Origin of the sequence: Dactylosporangium sp. CA-139066, from assembly GCF_050936175.1 — a bacterium.
Lineage (GTDB): Bacteria > Actinomycetota > Actinomycetes > Mycobacteriales > Micromonosporaceae > Dactylosporangium.
The window spans coordinates 257,732-278,557 of sequence record NZ_JBNJNH010000002.1 but is presented as its reverse complement, the minus strand read 5'-3'; the positions used below and the strand labels follow the sequence as shown (position 1 = coordinate 278,557).

Annotated in this window: 21 protein-coding genes; 12 read left to right on the top strand and 9 right to left on the bottom strand. The window is 72.5% G+C overall.

Annotated elements, in window-relative coordinates:
- Window positions 1-70: 70 nt before the first annotated feature.
- From ACQEVU_RS45810 to cofD, 3 genes are read right to left on the bottom strand one after another with little or no spacing between them, the layout of a single operon-like run.
- The gene (locus tag ACQEVU_RS45810) at window positions 71-616 is read right to left on the bottom strand and encodes an NUDIX hydrolase (protein ID WP_433335890.1); all 546 of its coding nucleotides are present in this window, start codon (window positions 614-616) and stop codon (window positions 71-73) included.
- On the bottom strand, window positions 613-1,692 hold the full coding sequence (locus ACQEVU_RS45805) for a coenzyme F420-0:L-glutamate ligase (protein WP_433335888.1): 1,080 nt from the start codon (window positions 1,690-1,692) through the stop codon (window positions 613-615). The genes ACQEVU_RS45810 and ACQEVU_RS45805 overlap by 4 nt, the downstream gene beginning before the upstream one ends.
- Complete coding sequence (gene cofD, locus ACQEVU_RS45800) at window positions 1,689-2,645, bottom strand: 2-phospho-L-lactate transferase (protein WP_433335886.1); 957 nt, start codon at window positions 2,643-2,645, stop codon at window positions 1,689-1,691. The genes ACQEVU_RS45805 and cofD overlap by 4 nt, the downstream gene beginning before the upstream one ends.
- A gap of 146 nt (window positions 2,646-2,791) precedes the next feature.
- Between cofD and ACQEVU_RS45795 the strand changes: the two genes are divergently transcribed.
- The 3 genes from ACQEVU_RS45795 to ACQEVU_RS45785 all read left to right on the top strand — a co-directional run bounded on the left by ACQEVU_RS45795 (window position 2,792) and on the right by ACQEVU_RS45785 (window position 7,326).
- A complete protein-coding gene (locus ACQEVU_RS45795; protein WP_433335884.1) occupies window positions 2,792-4,429 on the top strand; it encodes a hypothetical protein in 1,638 nt (545 codons plus the stop codon).
- A 101-nt stretch (window positions 4,430-4,530) separates the two neighbouring features.
- Window positions 4,531-7,047 carry a bifunctional FO biosynthesis protein CofGH gene (locus ACQEVU_RS45790; RefSeq protein ID WP_433335882.1) on the top strand — a complete coding sequence of 839 codons (2,517 nt, stop codon included), beginning with the start codon at window positions 4,531-4,533 and terminating at the stop codon, window positions 7,045-7,047.
- Between the two features lie 90 nt (window positions 7,048-7,137).
- On the top strand, window positions 7,138-7,326 hold the full coding sequence (locus tag ACQEVU_RS45785) for a hypothetical protein (RefSeq protein WP_433335880.1): 189 nt from the start codon (window positions 7,138-7,140) through the stop codon (window positions 7,324-7,326).
- Between the two features lie 309 nt (window positions 7,327-7,635).
- On the opposite strand, the gene ACQEVU_RS45780 is transcribed toward ACQEVU_RS45785, so the two are convergent.
- A complete protein-coding gene (locus ACQEVU_RS45780) occupies window positions 7,636-8,163 on the bottom strand; it encodes a signal peptidase I (RefSeq protein ID WP_433335878.1) in 528 nt (175 codons plus the stop codon).
- A 383-nt stretch (window positions 8,164-8,546) separates the two neighbouring features.
- Between ACQEVU_RS45780 and ACQEVU_RS45775 the strand changes: the two genes are divergently transcribed.
- A complete protein-coding gene (locus ACQEVU_RS45775) occupies window positions 8,547-8,804 on the top strand; it encodes a WhiB family transcriptional regulator (protein ID WP_033364663.1) in 258 nt (85 codons plus the stop codon).
- A 78-nt stretch (window positions 8,805-8,882) separates the two neighbouring features.
- Here ACQEVU_RS45775 and ACQEVU_RS45770 read toward each other — a convergent pair whose 3' ends face one another.
- Window positions 8,883-9,236 (bottom strand): DUF3499 domain-containing protein, encoded by a 354-nt coding sequence (locus tag ACQEVU_RS45770; RefSeq protein ID WP_433335876.1) that lies wholly within the window; start codon window positions 9,234-9,236, stop codon window positions 8,883-8,885.
- Between the two features lie 118 nt (window positions 9,237-9,354).
- Between ACQEVU_RS45770 and ACQEVU_RS45765 the strand changes: the two genes are divergently transcribed.
- Window positions 9,355-9,804 (top strand): metallopeptidase family protein, encoded by a 450-nt coding sequence (locus tag ACQEVU_RS45765; RefSeq protein ID WP_345134834.1) that lies wholly within the window; start codon window positions 9,355-9,357, stop codon window positions 9,802-9,804.
- A gap of 54 nt (window positions 9,805-9,858) precedes the next feature.
- Here ACQEVU_RS45765 and ACQEVU_RS45760 read toward each other — a convergent pair whose 3' ends face one another.
- The 4 genes from ACQEVU_RS45760 to ACQEVU_RS45745 are packed head-to-tail and all read right to left on the bottom strand — an operon-like array spanning window position 9,859 to window position 13,631.
- Entirely contained in the window at window positions 9,859-11,205 is a 1,347-nt protein-coding gene (locus ACQEVU_RS45760; RefSeq protein ID WP_433335874.1) for an NAD(P)/FAD-dependent oxidoreductase, read from the bottom strand.
- Entirely contained in the window at window positions 11,147-11,767 is a 621-nt protein-coding gene (locus ACQEVU_RS45755) for a pyridoxamine 5'-phosphate oxidase family protein (protein WP_433335872.1), read from the bottom strand. The genes ACQEVU_RS45760 and ACQEVU_RS45755 overlap by 59 nt, the downstream gene beginning before the upstream one ends.
- On the bottom strand, window positions 11,752-13,134 hold the full coding sequence (locus tag ACQEVU_RS45750; protein WP_433339689.1) for an aspartate aminotransferase family protein: 1,383 nt from the start codon (window positions 13,132-13,134) through the stop codon (window positions 11,752-11,754). The genes ACQEVU_RS45755 and ACQEVU_RS45750 overlap by 16 nt, the downstream gene beginning before the upstream one ends.
- Complete coding sequence (locus ACQEVU_RS45745) at window positions 13,131-13,631, bottom strand: Lrp/AsnC family transcriptional regulator (protein ID WP_433335870.1); 501 nt, start codon at window positions 13,629-13,631, stop codon at window positions 13,131-13,133. Before ACQEVU_RS45745 ends, ACQEVU_RS45750 begins: the two co-directional genes overlap by 4 nt.
- 248 nt (window positions 13,632-13,879) lie before the next feature.
- Here ACQEVU_RS45745 and ACQEVU_RS45740 point away from each other — a divergent pair, with 248 nt between their 5' ends.
- The 7 genes from ACQEVU_RS45740 (at window position 13,880) to ACQEVU_RS45710 (ending at window position 20,824) form a co-directional block, all read left to right on the top strand.
- Window positions 13,880-15,118 carry a polyamine ABC transporter substrate-binding protein gene (locus ACQEVU_RS45740; protein ID WP_433335868.1) on the top strand — a complete coding sequence of 413 codons (1,239 nt, stop codon included), beginning with the start codon at window positions 13,880-13,882 and terminating at the stop codon, window positions 15,116-15,118.
- A gap of 3 nt (window positions 15,119-15,121) precedes the next feature.
- A complete protein-coding gene (locus tag ACQEVU_RS45735; protein WP_433335866.1) occupies window positions 15,122-16,267 on the top strand; it encodes an ABC transporter ATP-binding protein in 1,146 nt (381 codons plus the stop codon).
- A gap of 82 nt (window positions 16,268-16,349) precedes the next feature.
- Window positions 16,350-17,258 carry an ABC transporter permease gene (locus tag ACQEVU_RS45730; RefSeq protein WP_433335864.1) on the top strand — a complete coding sequence of 303 codons (909 nt, stop codon included), beginning with the start codon at window positions 16,350-16,352 and terminating at the stop codon, window positions 17,256-17,258.
- Window positions 17,258-18,061 carry an ABC transporter permease gene (locus ACQEVU_RS45725; protein ID WP_433335862.1) on the top strand — a complete coding sequence of 268 codons (804 nt, stop codon included), beginning with the start codon at window positions 17,258-17,260 and terminating at the stop codon, window positions 18,059-18,061. The genes ACQEVU_RS45730 and ACQEVU_RS45725 overlap by 1 nt, the downstream gene beginning before the upstream one ends.
- Before the next feature lie 6 nt (window positions 18,062-18,067).
- Window positions 18,068-19,273, top strand: coding sequence for a saccharopine dehydrogenase C-terminal domain-containing protein (locus ACQEVU_RS45720; protein WP_433335860.1), 1,206 nt, complete (start codon window positions 18,068-18,070; stop codon window positions 19,271-19,273).
- Window positions 19,270-20,259 (top strand): agmatinase, encoded by a 990-nt coding sequence (gene speB / locus ACQEVU_RS45715; protein WP_433335858.1) that lies wholly within the window; start codon window positions 19,270-19,272, stop codon window positions 20,257-20,259. The genes ACQEVU_RS45720 and speB overlap by 4 nt, the downstream gene beginning before the upstream one ends.
- A 64-nt stretch (window positions 20,260-20,323) precedes the next feature.
- A complete protein-coding gene (locus tag ACQEVU_RS45710; protein ID WP_433335856.1) occupies window positions 20,324-20,824 on the top strand; it encodes a SigE family RNA polymerase sigma factor in 501 nt (166 codons plus the stop codon).
- The last annotated feature ends 2 nt before the right edge of the window (window positions 20,825-20,826 follow it).

Genomic DNA, 20,826 nt, shown 5'->3' with positions numbered 1-20,826 from the left:
GTCCGTCACACGGGCCGGCCGCGCCTCGGGCGTGCCCGGCCCGTCCTCATGTGCGCCGGTCCTCGACCGGTCAGGAGCGCTTGGCCCAGGCCAGGGCGGGGGCGACCAGAACCTCCGTGGCGTCGGCCAGGGGGTCGGGCAGGGCGTCCGGGGCGAACCAGCCCAGGGCCGACGACTCCGCGCTGACCAGCTCGACGGCGCCGGGCGGGGCGATGGCCGCATACCGCACGTCGTAGTGCAGCGACGGGCCGCCCGAGCAGTGCACGTGGTGCACGTCGAGGCCGATCGGGGCCTCGCTGATGCGCAGGCCCACGATGCCCGACTCCTCCGTCGCCTCGCGCAGGGCCGCGCCCTGGACGGTGGCGTCCGCGGGCTCGCAGTGGCCGCCCATCTGGACCCAGCGCTTGATCCGGCCGTGCAGGCACAGCAGCACGCGCTCGGCGGAGGCGTCGACGACGAGGGCGCTCGCCGTCACGTGGCCGCCGGTGTGCTCGCGCCAGACCGTGGACGCGTCGGGGCGGACGAAGTCCAGGAAGCGCTGACGGGTGGCCTCGGCCTCCGCGCTCGGAGCGGCCCAGCCCGACAGTACGGCGAGAGCGTCATCGTGCAGCGTCATAGTGACGGCAGGCTACCGCGCCCGATCGCGAGCACGCCGAGGGGCACGCCGCCCTCGGGCACGTCCGGGGCCAGCGCGGCCGGGTCGGCGATCTCGAGCCAGGCGGTCGCGAGGCCGTCAGCTGCGAGAACGGCGCGCAGGCGCTCCGCGGTGCGGCCCGCCTCGGCGGCGGCGAGCAGGTCGCCGGCGGGGGACCACACGACGACGGCGGCCACGGTGTTGGGTGGGAGCGTCACGCTGCGTGTCGACGGGAACTGGAGGGCGGGCAGCGACACCGGGGCGTCCGGCGCGGCGAACTCCACCGCGTCGGGGAGAGCGGCGGCGGTGCGCAGGCCGCGGGCGACCGCCTCGGCCGTGCCGAGCGAGAAGAGATCGGCGTCGGCGCCGCGGATGAGCTCGGCGGCGCCGCGGCCGTGCGCGGGTGGGAAGCCGGCCGCGAAGCCGCGTACCACGGCCACCGGCACCTGGGCCGTCTTGCCCTTGACCAGCTCCGCGGCCGCGGCGAGCTGGTCGATCTGGGCCATCTGCGTGAGCTGGAGCTCGTTGCCGTACGGGTCGCGCAGGCCGCGATAGTCCACCAGGGCGTCGACGCCGGCCGCGCCGATGGCCACGTCGGTGAGGCCCAGGCGCCACGGGCGGCCCATCGTGTCGGTGATGACGACGGCGACGTCGAGCTGGTACCGGTCGCGCAGCTCCTCGCGCAGCCAGCGGGCCGAGGCGTCCGGGTCCTTCGGCAGCAGGACGAGGTGGGCCGGGTCGACGTTGGACGCGTCGATGCCGGCGGCGGCGAGGACGAAGCCGTGGTGGGTCTGCACGATGCGGGTCGGGCCGCGGCGGGCGACCACGCGGGCCGTCTCGGCGCGCAGCGCGGCCTCGCGGGCGGCCTCCCGGGCCGGCTCGTCGAGCGGGATCTCGACCAGTCGGCCCTCGGCCTTGCTCACGATCTTGCTGGTCACCACGAGCACGTCGCCGTCGGCGAGCCACGGGGCGGCGGCGGTGATGAGCGCGGCGAGGTCGTCGCCGGGGCGGACCTCGCCGATGCCCGTGACCGGGTGGATCTCCAGCGAGGGGATCATGCGACGCCGGCCGTGGACAGGGCGGCGCGGACCATCGCGACGGTCGCGGCCTCGTCGGTCATCCACAGCGGCACGGCCCGCACGGTCAGGCCGGGCACCTCCACGCCGGCGTTGGCCTCGTCGACCAGCCACGCGTCGAGCACGCCGCCGCCGGACCGGGCGCCGAGCAGGGCGCCGACGCCGGCCGGGCTGCACTCGACGCCCATGACGGCGAGGCACTTGTCGGCCATGCCGCGCACCGGGGCGCTGCCGATGATCGGGGAGAAGCCGACCACCGGCGCCGGGCCCGTGGCCACCGCGTCGCGGATGGCCGGCACGGCGAGGATCGGGGCGATGGAGACGACGGGGTTGGAGGGCCCTACGAGTACGACATCCGCGGAAGAAATGGCGTCCAGCACCCCCGCGGCCGGCTTGGCCGTCTCGGCGCCCACGAACACGAAGCGCTGGGTCGGGATGTCGGCGCGGTGACGGATCCACCACTCCTGGAAGTGGATCGCGCGGGTCGACCCGTCGACCTCCACGACGGCGTGGGTCTCCACGCGGTCGTCGCTGGCCGGCAGCATGCGGATGCCGGGCCGCCAGCGGTCGCAGAGCGCCTCGGTGACCGCGGAGAGCGGGTAGCCGGCGTCGAGCATCCGGGTGCGCACCAGGTGGGTGGCGATGTCCTTGTCGCCGAGGCCGAACCAGGTGGGCTCGGCCCCGTACGCGGCGAGCTCCTCCTTGACCGTCCAGGTCTCGCCGACGCGGCCCCAGCCGCGCTCCGGGTCGGCGCCGCCGCCGAGGGTGTACATCACGCTGTCCAGGTCGGGGCAGATGCGCAGCCCGTGCAGCGTGACGTCGTCGCCGACGTTGACCACCGCCGTCACGTCCGCGCCCAGCTCCCGCGCCAGTGCCCGCACGCCGAGCAGGAAGCGAGCGCCGCCGATGCCCCCGGCCAGTACCACGATCCGCATGCCCTCAATCCTGCCCCACGGCCGCCGGGGCCCGGTGCGGGGCCTTCTGTGCACGCGGGATTCGCCGCCGGGAGCTAGGCTGCTGGCGACCTCTTGCACGGACCTTCGACTCGACAGCACCTCGGACCGTCACTTCGGGAGAGCCAGTGAGCACCCAGCCACCCGATCCGACCCCCACGGGGGCATTCACGCCGCCCCCGGCCGGGTATCACACCCCCGCCGCCGTCCCCCAGGCGCAGCCGGTGGCCCAGGCCGCGGCGGTGCCACCGCTGGATGCCAAGAAGGCCCGCGGGCTGCTCGAGCCGTACCGCGAGCTGGCCGCCCTCGCCCTGCTCGGCGCGGCCGGCCTCAGCCTGCTGGGCGGGTTCATCGAGCTGCTCACCGGGGTGTTCAACGAGTTCATGGCGACCTCGAGCGCCGTGTTCGGCAACGTCCTGGGCTGGCAGGTGATCCTGCTGCCGATCATCGCCGTGCTGCTGGTCACCGTCATCGAGCCGGTCTCCGCCCGCGCGAAGCTCATCGTCATGGGCGCCCTGGTGGAGTACGCGGTCGCCGCCCTCTTCGGCGTCGTGCTGCTGCTCGCCGGGCTCATCGGCGACATCCAGAGCGTGTCGCCGATGGGCTACAGCTTCGCGCGCTTCCTGGAGCACCTGGCCACGTTCGGCCTCATCTGCCTCGGCCTGTTCCTCAGCGGCCGCGCCTACCTCGGCGGGTTCACCGCGCCGAAGCCGGCCGCCCCCGTCTACGGCCAGCCCGGCTACCAGTACCCGGCCGGCTACGGCTACCCGCAGCAGCAGTACGCCCAGCAGACCGGCTACGTGACCGGCGCACAGCCGTCGACCACGGCGGCTCAGCAGGCCCAGGCGTACGCGGCCTACGCGGCGCAGCAGCAACAGCAGGCCACGACCGGCTGGGCCCAGCCCGCGGCCGGCGCCCCGGCCAACCCGGCCGCTCCGGGCGTCGTCGCCGGCGCCGCGCCGGGCTATCCCGCGCAGGCCCAGTCGGCCGCCACCACCGGCTCGTTCGCCGCCCCCGGCTACGCGACCCCGACCGGCGCGCCCACCACCGGCGCCCCGACGACCGCCGCGCCCGCGTCGGCGGCCCCGGCCGCCGCGCCGACCTCCGGCGGCTACGCCCAGCCCGGCTATGCCCAGCCCGGCTACACGGCGCCCGGCTACACGGCCCCGGCGGCCGCCGCGCCCAGCTTCGGCGCCCCGGCGACCCCGGCCGCCGAAGCCCAGCCCGTCTCCGCGTCGCCGGCGCCGCTGAGCTCGCCCTTCGCGGCGTACACGGCACCGGCCCCGACCCCGGTCGCCGACGAGCCCGTCTCGGCCTCGCCGGCGCAGACCAGCTCGTCGACCCCGCCGGGCGGCTTCGCCTCGGCCGGCTGGCCCGGCGGCACCTCGACCCACCCGTCCCCGGAGACCACCGGCACCGCCGGCCTGTCCCCGGCGGAGCAGCCCACCGGCACCGCTGGGCTGTCCCCGGCCGAGCAGCCCACCGGCACCGCGGGGCTGTCCCCGGCCGAGCAGCCCACGGGCACGGCCGGGCTGTCCCCGGCCCAGCCGGACGAGGAGGGCACCGCCGTGCTTTCGCCGGTGTCCAGCAGCGAGGAGCCGACCGGCACCGCCGGCCTCCACCCGGCCCAGCCGGACGAGGAGGGCACCGCGGTGCTGCAGCCGGCCGACCCCGACGCCACGACCGTGCTCAAGCCCGGCCAGGGCCAGGGCCGGGGCGAGGACGGCGACGAGACGCAGCGGACCCAGGCGATCCCGCCGGCCTGACCGACGCTCCGGCGTGTTCCCCGCGGCCGCGCGCCGGTCGCGGGGAACTTCACACGCCGGGCTGGCGTGAATCCGCCTGACGGCGGCCTAGGCTGCAAGGCGTGACGTCTGCTGCCAGAGGTACCGAAGACAACGCGACGCGGCGAGCGCTGCGGCGGGCGTCGGACGGCCGCACGCTCGACGCGACCGAGGCGGCGGTGCTCCTGACCGCGCGGGGCGCCGCCCTCGACGAGCTTCTGGCGACCGCGGCCGCGGTGCGCGACGCGGGACTCGCCGACGCCGGCCGCCCGGGCGTCATCACCTTCTCGAAGAAGGTGTTCATCCCGCTCACCCGGCTGTGTCAGGACCGCTGCCACTACTGCACGTTCGCGACCGTGCCGCACCGGCTGCCCGCCGAGTACCTCGAGATCGAAGAGGTCCTCGAGATCGCCCGCGAGGGCGCCCGGCAGGGGTGCAAGGAGGCGCTGTTCACGCTCGGTGACCGCCCCGAGGAGCGCTGGCCCCAGGCGCGGCGCTGGCTCGACGAGCGCGGCTACGACTCGACGCTGTCCTACCTGCGCGCCTGCGCGATCGCCGTGCTCGAGGAGACCGGCCTGCTGCCGCACCTCAACCCGGGCGTGCTGTCGTGGGCGGAGCTGCAGCGGCTCAAGCCGGTCGCGCCGAGCATGGGCATGATGCTCGAGACCACCGCCACCCGCCTGTGGTCGGAGCCCGGCGGCCCGCACTACGGCTCGCCGGACAAGGAGCCGGCGGTGCGCCTGCGGGTGCTCGAGGACGCCGGCCGGGTCGGCGTGCCGTTCACGACCGGCATCCTCATCGGCATCGGCGAGACGCTCGACGAGCGCGCCGAGTCGCTGTTCGCCATCCGGCGGACGATGCGGGAGTACGGCCACATCCAGGAGGTCATTGTCCAGAACTTCCGCGCCAAGCCAGACACGGCGATGCGCGGGATGCCCGACGCCGAGCTGCAGGACCTCGCGGCCACCATCGCCGTGGCCCGGCTCGTGCTCGGCCCGAAGGCGCGCATCCAGGCCCCGCCGAACTTGATCGACGAGGAGTACACCCTCCTGATCCGCGCCGGCATCGACGACTGGGGCGGGGTGTCCCCGGTGACGCCGGACCACGTGAACCCCGAACGGCCCTGGCCGGCCCTCGACGAGCTGGCGGAAAGGACAAAGGCCGCCGGTTTCGTACTGCGGGAGCGCCTCACGATCTACCCGGAGTATGCCCGCCGCGGCGTGCCCTGGCTCGACGCCCGGCTGACCGCGCACGTCGAGGCCCTCATGGAGCGCGACACCGGCCTGGCCGACGAGGGCGCGCTCCCGGCCGGGCTGCCCTGGCAGGAGCCGGACGGCGGCCACGAGGACAGCGGCCGCACCGACCTGTTCGCCGCGATCGACGCCGAGGGCCGCAGCGCGGACCGGCGGGGCGACTTCGACACGGTGTACGGCGACTGGAACGAGGTCGCCACGAGAGTCCCGGCGGCGGCGCCCGAGCGCCTCGACCGCGACGTCCACAGTGGACTTTCGCTGGCCGAGAGCGACCCGGGCAGCCTGCTGCGGCCGGAGCACGAGTCCGCCGCGCTGGCGCTGTTCAATGTGGACGGCCCGGGCCTCGAGCAGCTCGTGCGCATCGCCGACGACCTGCGCCGCGAGGCGGTCGGCGACGACATCACCTACGTGATCAACCGCAACATCAACTTCTCGAACGTCTGCTACGTCGGCTGCCGCTTCTGCGCCTTCGCCCAGCGCGAGCGCGACGCCGACGCCTACCGTCTCTCCTACGAGCAGGTCGCCGACCGCGCCGAGGAGGCCTGGCAGGCCGGCGCGTCCGAGGTCTGCATGCAGGGCGGCATCGACCCGAAGCTCCCGGTCGGCGCCTACGCGGAGCTGGTCCGCGCCGTGAAGCGCCGGGTCCCCGGCATGCACGTGCATGCCTTCAGCCCGATGGAGGTCGTCACCGCCGCCGCGAAGGCCGGCGTGTCGATCCGCGACTGGCTGACCCAGCTCAAGGAGGCCGGCCTCGACACGATCCCCGGCACCGCCGCCGAGATCCTCGACGACGAGGTCCGCTGGGTGCTCACCAAGGGCAAGCTGCCGACGTCGGCGTGGGTCGAGGTGGTGACGACCGCGCACGAGCTGGGCATCCGGTCGAGCTCGACGATGATGTACGGCCACGTGGACCACCCCGGCCACTGGCTCGGCCACTTCCGCGTGCTCGCCGGTATCCAGGACCGCACCGGCGGCTTCACCGAGTTCGTGGCGCTACCCTTCGTACACCACAGCGCCCCCATCTACCTGGCCGGCATCGCCCGCCCGGGCCCGACGTGGCGGGACAACCGCGCGGTGCACGCCATGGCCCGCGTACTGCTCCACGGCCGCATCGACAACATCCAGTGCTCGTGGGTGAAGCTGGGCGACGAGGGCACGGTGGCGATGCTGCGCGGCGGGGCGAACGACCTCGGCGGGACGCTCATGGAGGAGACCATCTCGCGGATGGCCGGCTCGGAGCACGGCTCGGCGCGGACTCGCGAGGAGCTGGAGTCGATCGGTCACGCGGCCGGCCGCCCGGTCCGCCAGCGCACCACGACGTACGGCCGCCTCCCAGCCGACGCCTGACCCGGTCCCGTCGCGCCGCCACGGATATGTCCGCCGCGCCGCCACGGATATGTCCGCCGCTCCGCGACGGACATATCCGACATTTCGGTTATGCGCGCTTTCGCGCGCTCGCGGGGCAGGCCCAGGCACGGCTCGGCGACCGCCACCGTGGAGGCGCTGTACTACGCGATGGGCTCCGCGCGGCGCGCGGAGGCGCCTGCGGTGAAGGCCGCGGCAGCGCCCGCGGTGAAGGCCGCGGCGGCGCGCGAGGTGTGGGGCGCGCAGGGCGCGGCGCCGTGAGGGGGCGCGGCGGGGCCCGAGGCGCAGGGCGCACGGACGCGCGGGGCGCCGTGCTGCGCAGTGAGGGGCGAGGCGCGCGAGACGCGCGGGGCGCGGCCGCGTGGGGCGCGGCCGCGCGGGGCGCCGTGAGGGGCGGGGCGCGAGACGCCGGGCGCGCGGGTGCGCCGGGGCGCGGCGCAGTGAGGGCGGGGCGCGGGCGCACGGCGCGCGGGGCGCGGGGCGCGGGGCGCGGGCGCGCGGGGCGCGGGGCGCGGGGCGCGGGGCGCGGGGCGCGGGGCGCGGGCGCGCGAAGGGTGCGGCGGCTGCGAGTCAGGGTGGCGTCGTGGCGTAGGCCGCGAGCAGCGCGGCCCCCGTCGTGGGCACCATCGCGACGACCGCGACCAGCCCGCCCAGCACGAGCAGGCCCAGCACGCGCCGGCCGGGCAGCAGCAGCGCAAGGAGCAGCGCGACCCCCGTGACCTTGAACGGGTGCGTGCGCACCTGCATCACCGGCCAGCCGACGTGGGGCAGGATCAGGCGTACCGGGCCGACGATGTGCTTGCGGTCGATCGCCCGCGGGTCCGGCTGCGCGTTGGCATCGCCCTTCACCGTGAGGGCACCGTCCGCCGACTGGGAAATCACCCGGTGGGTGATGGCGCCGCGCACATCGGTGTAGGTCACGATCTCGTACACCGAAACGGAGTGGGCGTGCGGATCGACGAAGATGAGGTCGCCGGCGTGCATCGACGGCGCCATGGACTCGGACATCACGACGTAGGGCTTCCAGCCCAGGCCGGCGACGCCGACCGTGAACACGATTGCGGAGACGGCGGCGCCCAGGAGCAAGCGATGGATCATGAGCGGGCCGTAGCGTCGGATCTCAGCTTATGCCGCACATCGGCGCAGTTCGGCCGCCACGGGGGCGGCTTGAGCAAACTTGCCGAGACTCTTCCGGCGCGTCCGGCGTGTCGCCCGTTACCTCCGGTAGGGCTGCGTCGGTATGGGTACAGCACGGGGTGCAAGCGGTCGCCCGGGCGGGCCTATTTAGCAGGTTCGGCTTGACGACGCACGCATTACACGCGTGTAATTTCACGGGGGATGTTCGCCGGGTGGCTCGCAAGATGCCACCAAGCGGGCATAAGGAACACCGCGCCGAGGTACAGCAACCTTGTAGGACATGCGCCTTCCGCGTGGGGGGTTGCGTCGGCATTGACGCCGGCGCGCAAGAAGGAGGCACGCTGATGGACGGCCGACCAGTCGTGGCCGACCTGCTGGGTAACGCTCCGGAGTGGCAAGAGCGCGCTCTGTGTTCGCAGACCGACCCGGAGGCTTTCTTCCCGGAGAAGGGCGGGTCGACGCGCGAGGCCAAGCGCATCTGCTCGCGCTGTGAGGTGCGGGCGGACTGCCTGGAGTACGCGCTGGGGCACGACGAGCGCTTCGGGATTTGGGGCGGGCTCTCGGAACGCGAGCGCCGCAAGCTCAAACGACGGGCGGCTTAGCAGATCGGATTTTTGCAAATTGGGCGTCGGTTCCCGGAAAGGGACCGGCGCCCTTTTTGCGAATTCTCGAACAAATAATTATGCATCCGGGGGAATGACGCGAAGATGACCGCGGCGGCCGAGTGGATGCTGTTGATCCGGTTCCTCCCGATGTGGCGCCGGCCGGGCCGCCTCGCGCACGGCCTCGGCGAGGGCGACGAGATCGTCGTTCGTCGGCGGGGGCGGGCCGTACTCGCCCTCGTGCCGTACCAGGTCCCAACCCCGCGGCGCGGTGAGCCCGCGGGCGTGCGATTCGCAGAGGTCGTAGGAGTGCGGCTCGGCGAAGGCGGCCAGCGGACCGACAACTGCGGTCGATTCGGCATAAACGTACGTCAACGTCGCAACGGGGGGTCGGGGGCAACCGTTGCGCGAGCATCGACGTGGGGTCCTCACGGCCGAACGGTATCTCCCCACGGCCTTCGCGCCGCACCGGTAGCCCCGCGACACGCCGGGGTGACCGGGGCGACACGCTCGCTCGGGCGATAGGGTCCCCTGGCGCTACGCTGACATCGTGGCGAGCCCAGACCGACGACGCAGTGGACCCGGACGGCGCGGTCGCGATCGGCACGGCCGTGGTCTGCGCGGCCGGCTGGTCCCCGCGTCCCTGCCGATGTCCCGCACCCGAGCCGAGATGTTCGACGATCTCGTGCTCGACTCGGTCGAGCAGCTCGAGCAGCGCTTCTCCCAGGAGCTCGCCGGCGTCGAGTTCGCGGTCGAGGACGTGCCGCCGGACCTCAACGTCTACGACTCCGACGTGCTCGAGGACGGCGAGGTCCCGCTCGCCCGCCTGCTGCCCGGGCGCCCGGGCCGCCATGGCGTGCCGCCGCGGATCGTGCTGTACCGGCGTCCGCTGGAGTTTCGCGCCGCCGACCACGACGACCTCGCCGACCTGGTGCACGACGTGATCATCGAGCAGGTCGCCAACCTCCTGGGCGTGTCGCCCGACGACCTCGAGGGCTAAAGCAGCTTCCACAGCCATAGCGATGCGCTCCACTGTGGACTCGCTGGGGAGGCGCTAGTGGCCCAGGACGCGGCCCAGTAGCGCCGCGCGCCGCGACGCCCGGCCGGTGCGGGACTCGGCGGCGTCGGCCGCGGTCATCATCCGCAGGCTCGCGTTCACGCCCAGCCAGCGCAGCGGCTCCGGCTCCCAGCGGCGGGAGCGGTGCCCGACCCACGGCAGGCGCACCAGGTCGCTGTCGACGCGGCGGATGAGGTCGGCCAGCGTGCGGCCGGCGAGGTTCGAGGTGCCCACGCCGTCGCCGACGTAGCCGCCGGCCCAGGCCAGGCCCGTCGCCGCGTCCAGGCCGACCGAGGCCATCCAGTCGCGGGCGATGCCGAGCGGGCCGCCCCACGTGTGCGCGACCGGGACCTCGCCCAGCGCCGGGAAGAGCTCGCCCAGGACCCGCCGCAGCTCCGCGAACACCCGGGGCTCGCGGTCGAACGCCGGGTCGACGGCGGAGCCGAAGTGGTACGGGGCGCCGCGCCCGCCGAAGGCCAGGCGGTCGTCGGCCGTGCGCTGGCCGTAGATGATCAGGTGGCGGTGGTCGGAGAACGTCTCGCGCTGCGCCAGTCCCGCGGCCGACCAGAAGTCCGGGGGCAGCGGGTCCGTCGCGATCATCAACGAGTACACCGGGGCGATCGCGCGGCGCAGGCCCGGCAGGCCAGGCGTGAAGCCCTCCGTGGCGCGCACGACGATCGGGGCCCGCACGGTGCCGTGCGGCGTCTCGGCGCGGCCGGCGGTCAGGCGGGTGACCGGGGTCTGCTCATAGATGCGCACGCCCCGCCGCTCGCACGCCTCCGCCAGGCCGCGCACCAGCTTGGCGGGCTGGATCGCCGCGCAGTGCGGGGTGTAGGTGCCGCCGAGCACGCCGGTGGCGCCGACCCGCGCGCTGGCCTCCTCGGCCGGGAGCAGGCGCAGGTCGATGCCGAAGGCCGCGGCCTCCTCGGCGTCGTGGCGGGCGCGCTCGAGCTGCAACGGGGTCCGGGCCAGCACGACCGTGCCGCCCTTGGCGTAGTCGCAGTCGATGGCCTCGGCGGCGGCGACCCGGCCGACCTCGTCGACGGTGGCCTCCATCGCCGCGTTGAGGGCCAGGGCGGGCTCGCGGCCGTAGGCGCGGGCCAGGGCCAGCACCGACTTGGGGAACAGCGCCGAGCACCAGCCGCCGTTGCGGCCGCTGGCGCCGAAGCCGGCGGTGCGGGCCTCCAGGACGGTGACGCGCAGCGCCGGGTCGGCGGCGGCGAGGTAGTACGCGGTCCATAGGCCCGTGTACCCGGCGCCGACGATGCACACGTCGGCGTCCGCGTCACCGGGCAGCGGCGGGCGGGGCGGCGTCGGCGGCAGTACCGACATCCAGAAGCTCATCGCGCACCTCGCGGATCGGAATGACGCCGGTGGGCGGGTCCCAGCCGTCGTCCTCGGGGCCCGTCTCCGGCCAGCCGTCGCTGACCTTCAGCGACCACTCGGCCAGCGGGAGTGCCAGCACGAGCGTCTGTGCGAGCTCCTTCTTCGACGGCGGGCGGACGAGCGCCCACCGCCCCGGCACGATGTGCTCGCTGATCGCGCGAAGGGCCGGCACCTGGTCCTCGAGCACCGTGCAGGCGCCGAGGACCATTGCCGAGCGGTACCGCATCGACGTCTCGAAGGCGCTGCGGGCCAGCACCAGGCCGTCGAGCAGCGTCACGGTCAGGCAGCACGGCGCGCCTTCCGCCAGGTGGCGGAACAGCCGGCTGCCCGTCGAGCCGTGGATGAGGACCGTGTCGCCGTCGCGGGCGTAGGCGACCGGAATCGCGTACGGCTGTCCATCGTGGACGAACGCGACGTGCGCGACCGTGCCGGCGTCGAGCACGGCGTGCAGCGCCGAGCGCTCGCGGACCGCCTTGTCGGGCAGGCGGCGGATCCGCGTGCGCTCTACAGGCGCGCCCATGCCTCCGTCAGCACCGCGCGCAGGATCTGCTCCATCTCGGCGAAGTGGCTCTCGTCGCAGATCAGCGGCGGGGCCAGCTGGATGACCGGGTCGCCGCGGTCGTCGGCGCGGCAGTAGAGGCCGGCGTCAAAGAGCGCCTTGGAGAGGAACCCGCGCAGCAGCGCCTCGCTCTCCGCCTCGTCGAACGTCGCCTTGGTCGCCTTGTCCTTGACCAGTTCGATGCCGAAGAAGTACCCGTCGCCGCGCACGTCGCCGACGATCGGCAGGTCGTAGAGGCGCTCGAGGTAGGAGCGGAACAGCGGCGAGTTGGCCTGCACGTGGGCGTTGAGGCCCTCGCGCTCGAAGATGTCGAGGTTGGCCAGCGCGACCGCGGAGCCGACCGGGTGCCCGCCGTAGGTGATGCCGTGTGCGAACCAGTTGTGGCCGTCGAGGAACGGCTCGGCCAGCCGCTCGGAGGCGAGCATCGCGCCGAGCGGCACATAGCCACTGGTCAGGCCCTTGGCGCAGGTGATGATGTCGGGGCGGTAGCCGTAGCGGTCGGCGCCGAAGTACTCGCCGAGCCGGCCGAACGCGCAGATCACCTCGTCGGAGACGAGCAGCACGTCGTAGCGGTCGCAGATCTGGCGGACGCGCTCGAAGTATCCGGGCGGGGGCGGGAAGCAGCCGCCGGCGTTCTGCACCGGCTCGAGGTACACCGCGGCGACCGTGTCCGGGCCCTCGAACTCGATCGCCTCCGCGATGCGGTCCGCGGCCCACACGCCGAACTGCTCCGGCGTCATCGACTCGTCGGGCCGGCGGTAGTAGTTGGTGTTGGGCACCCGGAAGGCGCCCGGCACGAGGGGCTCGAAGTCCTGCTTGAGCACGGGGATGCCGGTGATCGACAGGGCGCCCATCGACGTGCCGTGGTAGGCGATCGAGCGGGACAGCACCTTGGTCTTGAGCGGCTTGCCGGTGCGCTTGAAGTAGGAGCGGGCGAGCTTCCACGCGCTCTCGACGGCCTCGGAGCCGCCGGTGGTGAAGAAGACGCGGTTGAGGTCGCCGGGGGCGAGCTCGGCCAGGCGGTCGGCCAGCTCGATGGCCTTCGGGTGGGCGTACGACCACAGGGGGAAGTAGGCGAGCTCGGCGGCCTGCTTGGCGGCCGCGTCGGCGAGCTCGTGCCGCCCGTGCCCGGTCTGCACGACGAACAGCCCGGACAGGCCGTCGAGGTAGCGCCGGCCGTTGCTGTCGTAGATGTAGGGTCCGTCGCCGCGCACGATAACCGGGACCGGAGACTCGGCGTAGGCCGACAGCCGCGTGAAGTGCATCCACAGATGCTCGCGGGCCGCCGCGTCGAGGTGGGCGGCGTCGGGTTGCTGATCGGTGTTCATCGTGTCCCCCACGCATAGGTCTGCTTGGCGAGCTTGAGGTAGACGAAGGTCTCCGTGGCCGTCACGCCCGGGATGCTCCGCACGGTGTCGTTGATGAGGTCGAGCAGGTGCTCGTCGTCGGTGCACACGAGCTCGACGAGCAGGTCGTAGCCGCCGGCGCAGATGACCACGTAGTCGATCTCCGGCACTGCGGCGAGTGCCTTTGCGACCGGTCGCAGAGCGCCCTGGACCTTGACGCCGATCATCACCTGCCGGGCGAAGCCCAGCGTGAGGGGATCGGTCACGGCCACGATCTGCATGACGCCGGTGTCCAACAGCCGCTGTACTCGCTGACGCACGGCGGCCTCGGACAGGCCGACGACCTTGGCGAGGGCGGCGTAGGACATGCGACCATCGCGCTGCAGCTGCTCGATGATCCGCTTGTTGACGTCGTCGAGGGCGGGCTCGGTCACGTGTGGATTCTTGCCCAGGACCCGGCCGTTTGCAACTAATTCCATGGCTGGTAAACGGAAGATCTGCGGATTCGTTAGGGCTGCCGTCGATCAGGGAACCGTGGCAGACTGTGCCTCCTCGTTTCGGCGAGGTGACAACCGTAACCTCGGCTTGATCACATAGCGCTTTTCGTTGTGCGGCCCGATCGTGACAACGGAATCCCTTGTGAGTGATGGGACATCGTGTCAGGATCGGTTGCCGGTCACCTCTGCGGAACCCCCAGGCCGGCAACCGAGATCCGTAGGAGCCTCCCGTGCGAAACCCCTCTCGCCCGCCGCTCTCGCCAGAAGCACAGGCGGTCATCAGCGCCACCGGCCTGTCCCGCCGGACCCTCATGCGCGGCCTGCTCGCCGGCGGCGCTCTCGTCGCCGGCGGTGGTGCGCTCGCGGCCTGCGGCACGAAGCCCGCGAAGAAGCCGGAGGCCGAGCAGAAGGCCTGCGTCGGCACCGACGCCTCGGCCACCGAGAAGAAGCTCAGCTGGTCCAACTGGCCGCTGTACATCGACGTCGACGCCAACGACGACAAGAAGCGCCCGTCGATCGACGGGTTCACCGCCAAGACCGGCATCGCCGTGACGTACACCGAGGACGTCAACGACAACAACGAGTTCTTCGGCAAGGTCCGCAACCAGCTGCAGCAGTGCCAGTCGATCGACCGCGACGTCATGGTCCTGACCGACTGGATGGCCTCGCGCGTGGTCAACCTGGGCTGGGTCCAGCCCTTCGACCCGGCCAAGACCCCGAACTTCACCAAGAACGTGCTCGCCACGCTGCGCAACCGCCCGTGGGACAAGGACATGAACCACGCCGCTCCGTGGCAGTCCGGCCTCACCGGGATCGCGTACAACGGCAAGGTCGCCAAGGAGGTCCGCAACCTCGACGAGCTGCTGACCCGGGCCGACCTCAAGGGCAAGATCGCGGTGCTCACCGAGATGCGCGACACGGTCGGCCTGGTGCTGCTGTCGATGGGCAAGGACCCCGCCACCGTGAGCGAAGCCGACTACGACGCGGCCCTGGAGAAGCTCAAGAAGGCGGTCAGCTCCGGCCAGATCCGCAAGTTCACCGGCAACGACTACAAGGAGGACCTGGCCAAGGGCGACCTCGCCGCCTGCATCGCCTGGTCCGGCGACGTCATCCAGCTCGCCGCCGAGGACGGCTCCCAGGTCAAGTGGGTCACGCCGGAAGAGGGCGTCATGCTCTGGTCCGACAACATGCTGATCCCGGCCCCGGCCACCCACCGGGCCAACGCCGAGCAGCTCATCGACTACTACTACGACCCCGCGGTGGCCGCCCAGGTCGCCGCGACGGTGAACTACATCTGCCCGGTCCAGGGCGCGCAGGACGCGATGACGAAGGTCGCCCCGGACCTGGCCACCAACCCGCTGATCTTCCCCGACAGCGCCACCCTGTCGAAGGCCCATGCCTTCAAGGCGCTGACCGAGGACGAGGACAAGAAGTGGGCCGCCAAGTTCGAGTCGGTGCGGGGAGCCTGATACATGACCGAGCAGCACGACACGGCCAGCGGCGCCGACCTGAGACTGGTCGGCGTGACGAAGCGGTTCGGGGCCTTCACCGCGGTCGACGACCTGACCCTCACCGTGCCCCGGGGTTCGTTCTTCGCCCTGCTGGGCGCCTCCGGGTGCGGCAAGACGACCACACTGCGGATGATCGCCGGCCTCGAGGAACCGACGACCGGCCAGGTGCTGCTCGGCGACCGTGACGTGACCCCGCTGCGGCCGTACAAGCGCCCGGTCAACACGGTGTTCCAGAGCTACGCGCTCTTCCCGCACCTGTCCATCTCCGACAACGTCGCGTTCGGCCTGCGCCGGCGCGGCGTGAAGCAGTACGCCGACCAGGTGGAGCAGATGCTCCGCCTGGTCGAGATGGAGGGCTTCGGCAAGCGCCGGCCGGCCCAGCTCTCCGGCGGCCAGCAGCAGCGCGTCGCGCTGGCCCGGGCCCTGATCAACCGCCCGCAGGTGCTGCTGCTCGACGAGCCGCTCGGCGCCCTCGACCTCAAGCTGCGCCGGCAGATGCAGGTCGAGCTCAAGCGGATCCAGACCGAGGTCGGCATCACCTTCGTGCACGTCACCCACGACCAGGAGGAGGCCATGACGATGGCCGACACGGTCGCGGTGATGAACGCCGGGCGCATCGAGCAGCTCGGCGCGCCGGTCGAGATGTACGACTTCCCGGGCACCGCCTTCGTGGCCAACTTCCTCGGCCAGTCCAACCTGTTCGCCGCCGAGGTGCGCGGCCGCAACGGCGACGACCTGCTCGTGGAGGCCTACGGCGAGCGCTACTCGGTCCCCGCCGCGCGCGCCCGCGCCACCGAGGGCACCGTGTGGCTGGGCATGCGGCCGGAGAAGATGCACCTCACCACCGGCGACGTGCCGTCGGGCAACCAGAGCGTGAGCGGCCTCGTCACCGACTCCTCCTACATGGGGGTGAGCACGCAGTACCTGGTCCGGGCGCCCTGGGGCGAGGAGCTCACCGTCTTCGTGCCCAACTCCGGCGTCGCCGCGCCCCTCGCGGTGGCCAGCGAGGTCACCGTGCACTGGCGGCCCGAGCATGCGTTCCTGCTACCTCGCCCGGCCGGGGAGACCCACGCGCCGGTCGTGGACCCGGAGGAAGTGGCGGCATGAGCGGTACGGAGCGGAGCGGAGTGGCCGCTCATCATGGACGTCTCAACTCATGCGGGCGCCGCAGCGTTGCGGAGGTGTTCGCATGAGCGCCCTGGGCCACGTTGGTGCCGCGGCCGGGACCGCGGCGCCGGTCAAGCTCGAGAAGCCTCGCCGGAAGTGGCTGCCGTACCTCTTGCTGCTGCCCGGCGGCCTGTGGCTGATCCTGTTCTTCGCGGTACCGTGCCTGCAGCTGCTGGCCACCAGCCTCTACGACCCGGACGGGTCGCTCGAGGACGGCTACGCGATGACGTGGCACTTCGCCAACTACTCCGATGCCGTCGCGGCCTACGTGGACCAGTTCTCCCGCTCGATCGGCTACGCCGCGCTCACCACCGCGTTCTGCCTCCTGCTGGGGTACCCGCTGGCGTACGCCATCGCGCAGAAGGCCGGCCGTTGGAAGAACGTGCTGCTCATCTGCGTCATCGCGCCGTTCTTCACGAGCTTCCTGATCCGCACGCTGGCCTGGAAGGTCATCCTGTCCGACAACGGCACGGTGGTGTCGGTGCTCCACGCGCTGCACGTCCCGCTGCCCGACGGCCGCCTGCTGGCCACCACCCCGGCGGTGATCGCCGGTCTGGTGTACAACTTCCTGCCCTTCATGGTCCTGCCGCTCTACGCCAGCCTCGAGAAGCTCGACCCGCGGCTCATCGAGGCGGCCGGGGACCTCTACGCCCGGCCGGTCGCGCGGTTCACCCGAGTGGTGCTGCCGCTGTCGATGCCCGGCGTCGTGGCCGGCACGCTGCTCACGTTCATCCCGGCGGCCGGCGACTACATCAACGCCGAGCTGCTGGGCACGAGCCGGCAGTACATGATCGGCAACGTCATCCAGTCGAAGTTCCTGAAGGTCGGCGACTACCCGGCCGCCGCGGCGCTGTCGTTCACGCTGATGGCGGCGATCCTCGTGCTGGTCTTCATCTACGTGAAGCGGGCCGGAACGGAGGAGGTGCTCTGATGGTCCACCGCCTGCGCCGGTTCGTCGCCGACCACTGGGTCCTCGCGATCGGGATCATCGTCCTGCTGTACCTGTTCGTGCCCATCGCCGTCGTGGCCGCGATGTCGTTCCGCGACGCCGGCCACAACGCGCCCTACACGCTCGACAACTTCAAGTTCACCTGGGACAACTGGGCGCACCCGTTCGGCGTGGCCGGCATCCAGGACGCGTTCCTGGTCAGCATCGGCATCGCCCTGGTCGCCACGCTGCTGGCGACGATCCTCGGCACGCTCATGTCCTTCGCGCTGGCCCGGCACGCCTTCCGCGGCCGCGGCGCGACCAACACGCTGATCTTCCTGCCGATGGCGACGCCCGAGATCGTCATGGGCTCGTCGCTGCTGGCGCTGTTCGTCGCGTCCGGGGTGCCGCTGGGCTTCTGGACCGTCGTCATCGCCCACGTCATGTTCTGCCTGTCGTTCGTGGTCGTCACGGTCAAGGCCCGCCTCGCCGGGCTGGACCCGCGGCTGCAGGAGGCCGCCATGGACCTCTACGCCGACGAGCGGCAGACGTTCCTGCGGGTGACGCTGCCGCTGGTGATGCCGGGCATCGTCGCCGCCGCGCTGCTGTCGTTCTCGCTGTCCTTCGACGACTTCATCGTCACCAACTTCAACTCGGGCACCCTCGTGACGTTCCCGATGTTCGTCTGGGGCGCCTCCCAGCGCGGCATTCCCGCGCAGATCAACGTCATCGGCACCGCCATGTTCCTCATCTCCTTCCTCATCGTCCTCATCGGACAGTTGCCGCGCCTGCGCCGGAAGGCCTGATACCCCATGCGACTCCTGATTGTCGGCGCCGGTGGCGTCGGCACCGCCGCCGTGCGCATCGCCGCCCGGCGCTCATTCTTCGACCATTGCGTCGTCGCCGACTACGACGCGGCCAAGGCCGAGGCCGCCGTGGCCGCGGTGGACGACCCCCGCTTCGCCGCGGCGGCGCTGGACGCCTCCGACGCCGGCGCCGTCGAGGGGCTGTGCCGCGAGCTGCGGATCAGCCACGTGCTCAACGCCGTCGACCCGCGCTTCGTCATGCCGGTGTTCACCGGCGCGTTCGCGGCCGGGGCGCACTACCTCGACATGGCCATGTCACTGTCGCAGGCGCACCCCGAGCGGCCGTACGACAAGATCGGCCGGATGCTCGGCGAGGAGCAGTTCGCCGACGAGGACCGGTGGCGCGACGCCGGCCGGCTGGCGCTGGTCGGCATGGGCGTCGAGCCCGGCCTGTCCGACGTCTTCGCCCGATACGCCGCCGACACGCTGTTTGCCGAGGTGCACGACGTCGGCATCCGCGACGGCTCCGACCTGGTGGTCGACGGCTACGAGTTCGCACCCTCGTTCTCCATCTGGACCACGATCGAGGAGTGCCTCAACCCGCCGGTCATCTACGAGAAGAACCGCGGCTGGTACGTCACGCAGCCCTTCTCCGAGCCGGAGATCTTCGACTTCCCCGCCGGCATCGGCCCGGTCGAGTGCGTCAACGTGGAGCACGAGGAGGTGCTGCTCATCCCGCGCTGGATCGACGTGCGGCGGGTCACCTTCAAGTACGGCCTGGGCAACGAGTTCATCGAGGTCCTCAAGACCCTGCACAAGCTCGGGCTCGACTCGACGAAGAAGGTGCGCGCCGGCGGCGTCGAGGTCTCACCGCGCGACGTCGTGGCCGCCTGCCTGCCCGACCCGGCCACGCTCGGCGAGCGCATGCACGGCCGCACCTGCGCCGGCACCTACGTCACGGGGCTGGGCAAGGACGGGCGGCCGCGGGCGACGTACCTGTACCACGTCGTCGACAACGCGTGGACCATGAGCGAGTACGGCTCGCAGGCGGTGGTCTGGCAGACCGCCGTCAACCCGGTCGTGGCGCTCGAGCTGATCGCGGCCGGCACGTGGAGCGGCGCCGGCGTGCTCGGCCCGGAGGCGCTGCCGCCGAAGCCGTTCCTCGATCTGCTCACCGCGTACGGGTCGCCCTGGGGTATGCAGGAGCTATGACCAGGTACGGCCCCATGTTCGGCCCGGACATCACGTTCCTCGGGGTGCCGGCCTGCGACCTGGCTTCGCTTCCCGAGGCCGACGTGGTGATCGTCGGTGCGCCGTTCGACGGGGGCACCTCGCACCGGCCGGGCACGCGGTTCGGCCCGCAGGCCATCCGCCAGGCCTGCTACCTGCCGCACGACGGCTCCCGCCCGTCGCTCGCCCTCGGCGTCGACGCCCTGCGCGACCTGCGCGTGCTCGACGCCGGGGACGTGGAGATGTACGCCGGGGACGCCGCCGCCGCGATCCGCCGGCTCGAGGACGCCGTCTTCGCCGTCGCCGACGCGGGAGCGATCCCGATCGTGCTCGGCGGCGACCACACCATCGCGTGGCCCGACGCCACCGGCGTGGCCCGCAAGCTCGGCTTCGGCCGCGTGTCGATGGTCCACTTCGACGCCCACGCCGACACCGGCGACGTCGAGTTCGGCTCCCTGATCGGCCACGGCCAGCCGATGCGCCGCCTGATCGAGTCCGGCGCGCTGCGCGGCGACCGGTTCCTGCAGATCGGCCTGCGCGGCTACTGGCCGGGCCCGGAGACGCTGGACTGGATGGCCGCGCAGGGCATGCGCTCGTACGAGATGACCGAGATCGGCGCCCGCGGCCTCGACGAGTGCCTGACCGAGGCGTTCGCCATCGCCACCGACGAGTGCGAGGGCGTCTTCCTGTCCGTGGACGTCGACGTCGTCGACCCGGGCATGGCGCCCGGCACGGGCACCCCCGAGCCGGGCGGCCTGACCGGGCGCCAGCTGCTGGACGCGGTGCGCCGCTGCTGCTACGAGCTGCCGATCGTCGGGGTCGACGTGGTCGAGGTCAGCCCGCCGTACGACCACGCCGAGATCACCGCGTTCCTCGCCAACCGGGTCGTGCTCGAGGCGCTGTCGGCGATCGCCCGGCGCCGCCGCGGCGACCCGTGGGATCCCCGCCGGCCATTGCTGGCCAGATAGCGTCTCAACCTTTCGCCCGCCCGGATCCGTCGGTTGGATGACGGCAGCGAGCGGGAGGAAGCAGATGGGCGCAGAGAGCACACAGGCCGCCTACGTCGCCTATGTCTCGGCGCGGCTGCCGGCGCTGCACCGCGCCGCGTATCTGCTGTGTGCGGGCGACTCGCACCGGGCCGACGACATCGTCCAGAACACGATCACCAAGCTCTACCAGCACTGGAAGCGCGTCTCGCGCACCGAGAACATCGACGCGTACGTGCACCGCATGCTCGTGCACGCGGTGATCGACGAGAAGCGGGCCGCATGGTCGCGCGTGTCGCTGTTCGCCGCGGCCGCCGACGTCCCGGCCGCCGAGCCGCACACCGATGTCGACGAGCGCGACCGGCTCGTCGCCGCGCTCCGGCAGCTCCCGCCCCGCCAGCGGGCCGTGCTCGTGATGCGGTTCCTGCTCGACCGCCCCATCGAGGAGGTGGCCGAGGCGCTGAACTGCTCGATCGGCACGGTGAAGAGCCAGTCCTCCCGCGGCATCGAGGCCCTGCGGGGCCTGCTGGCCAACAACAACCACTGAGG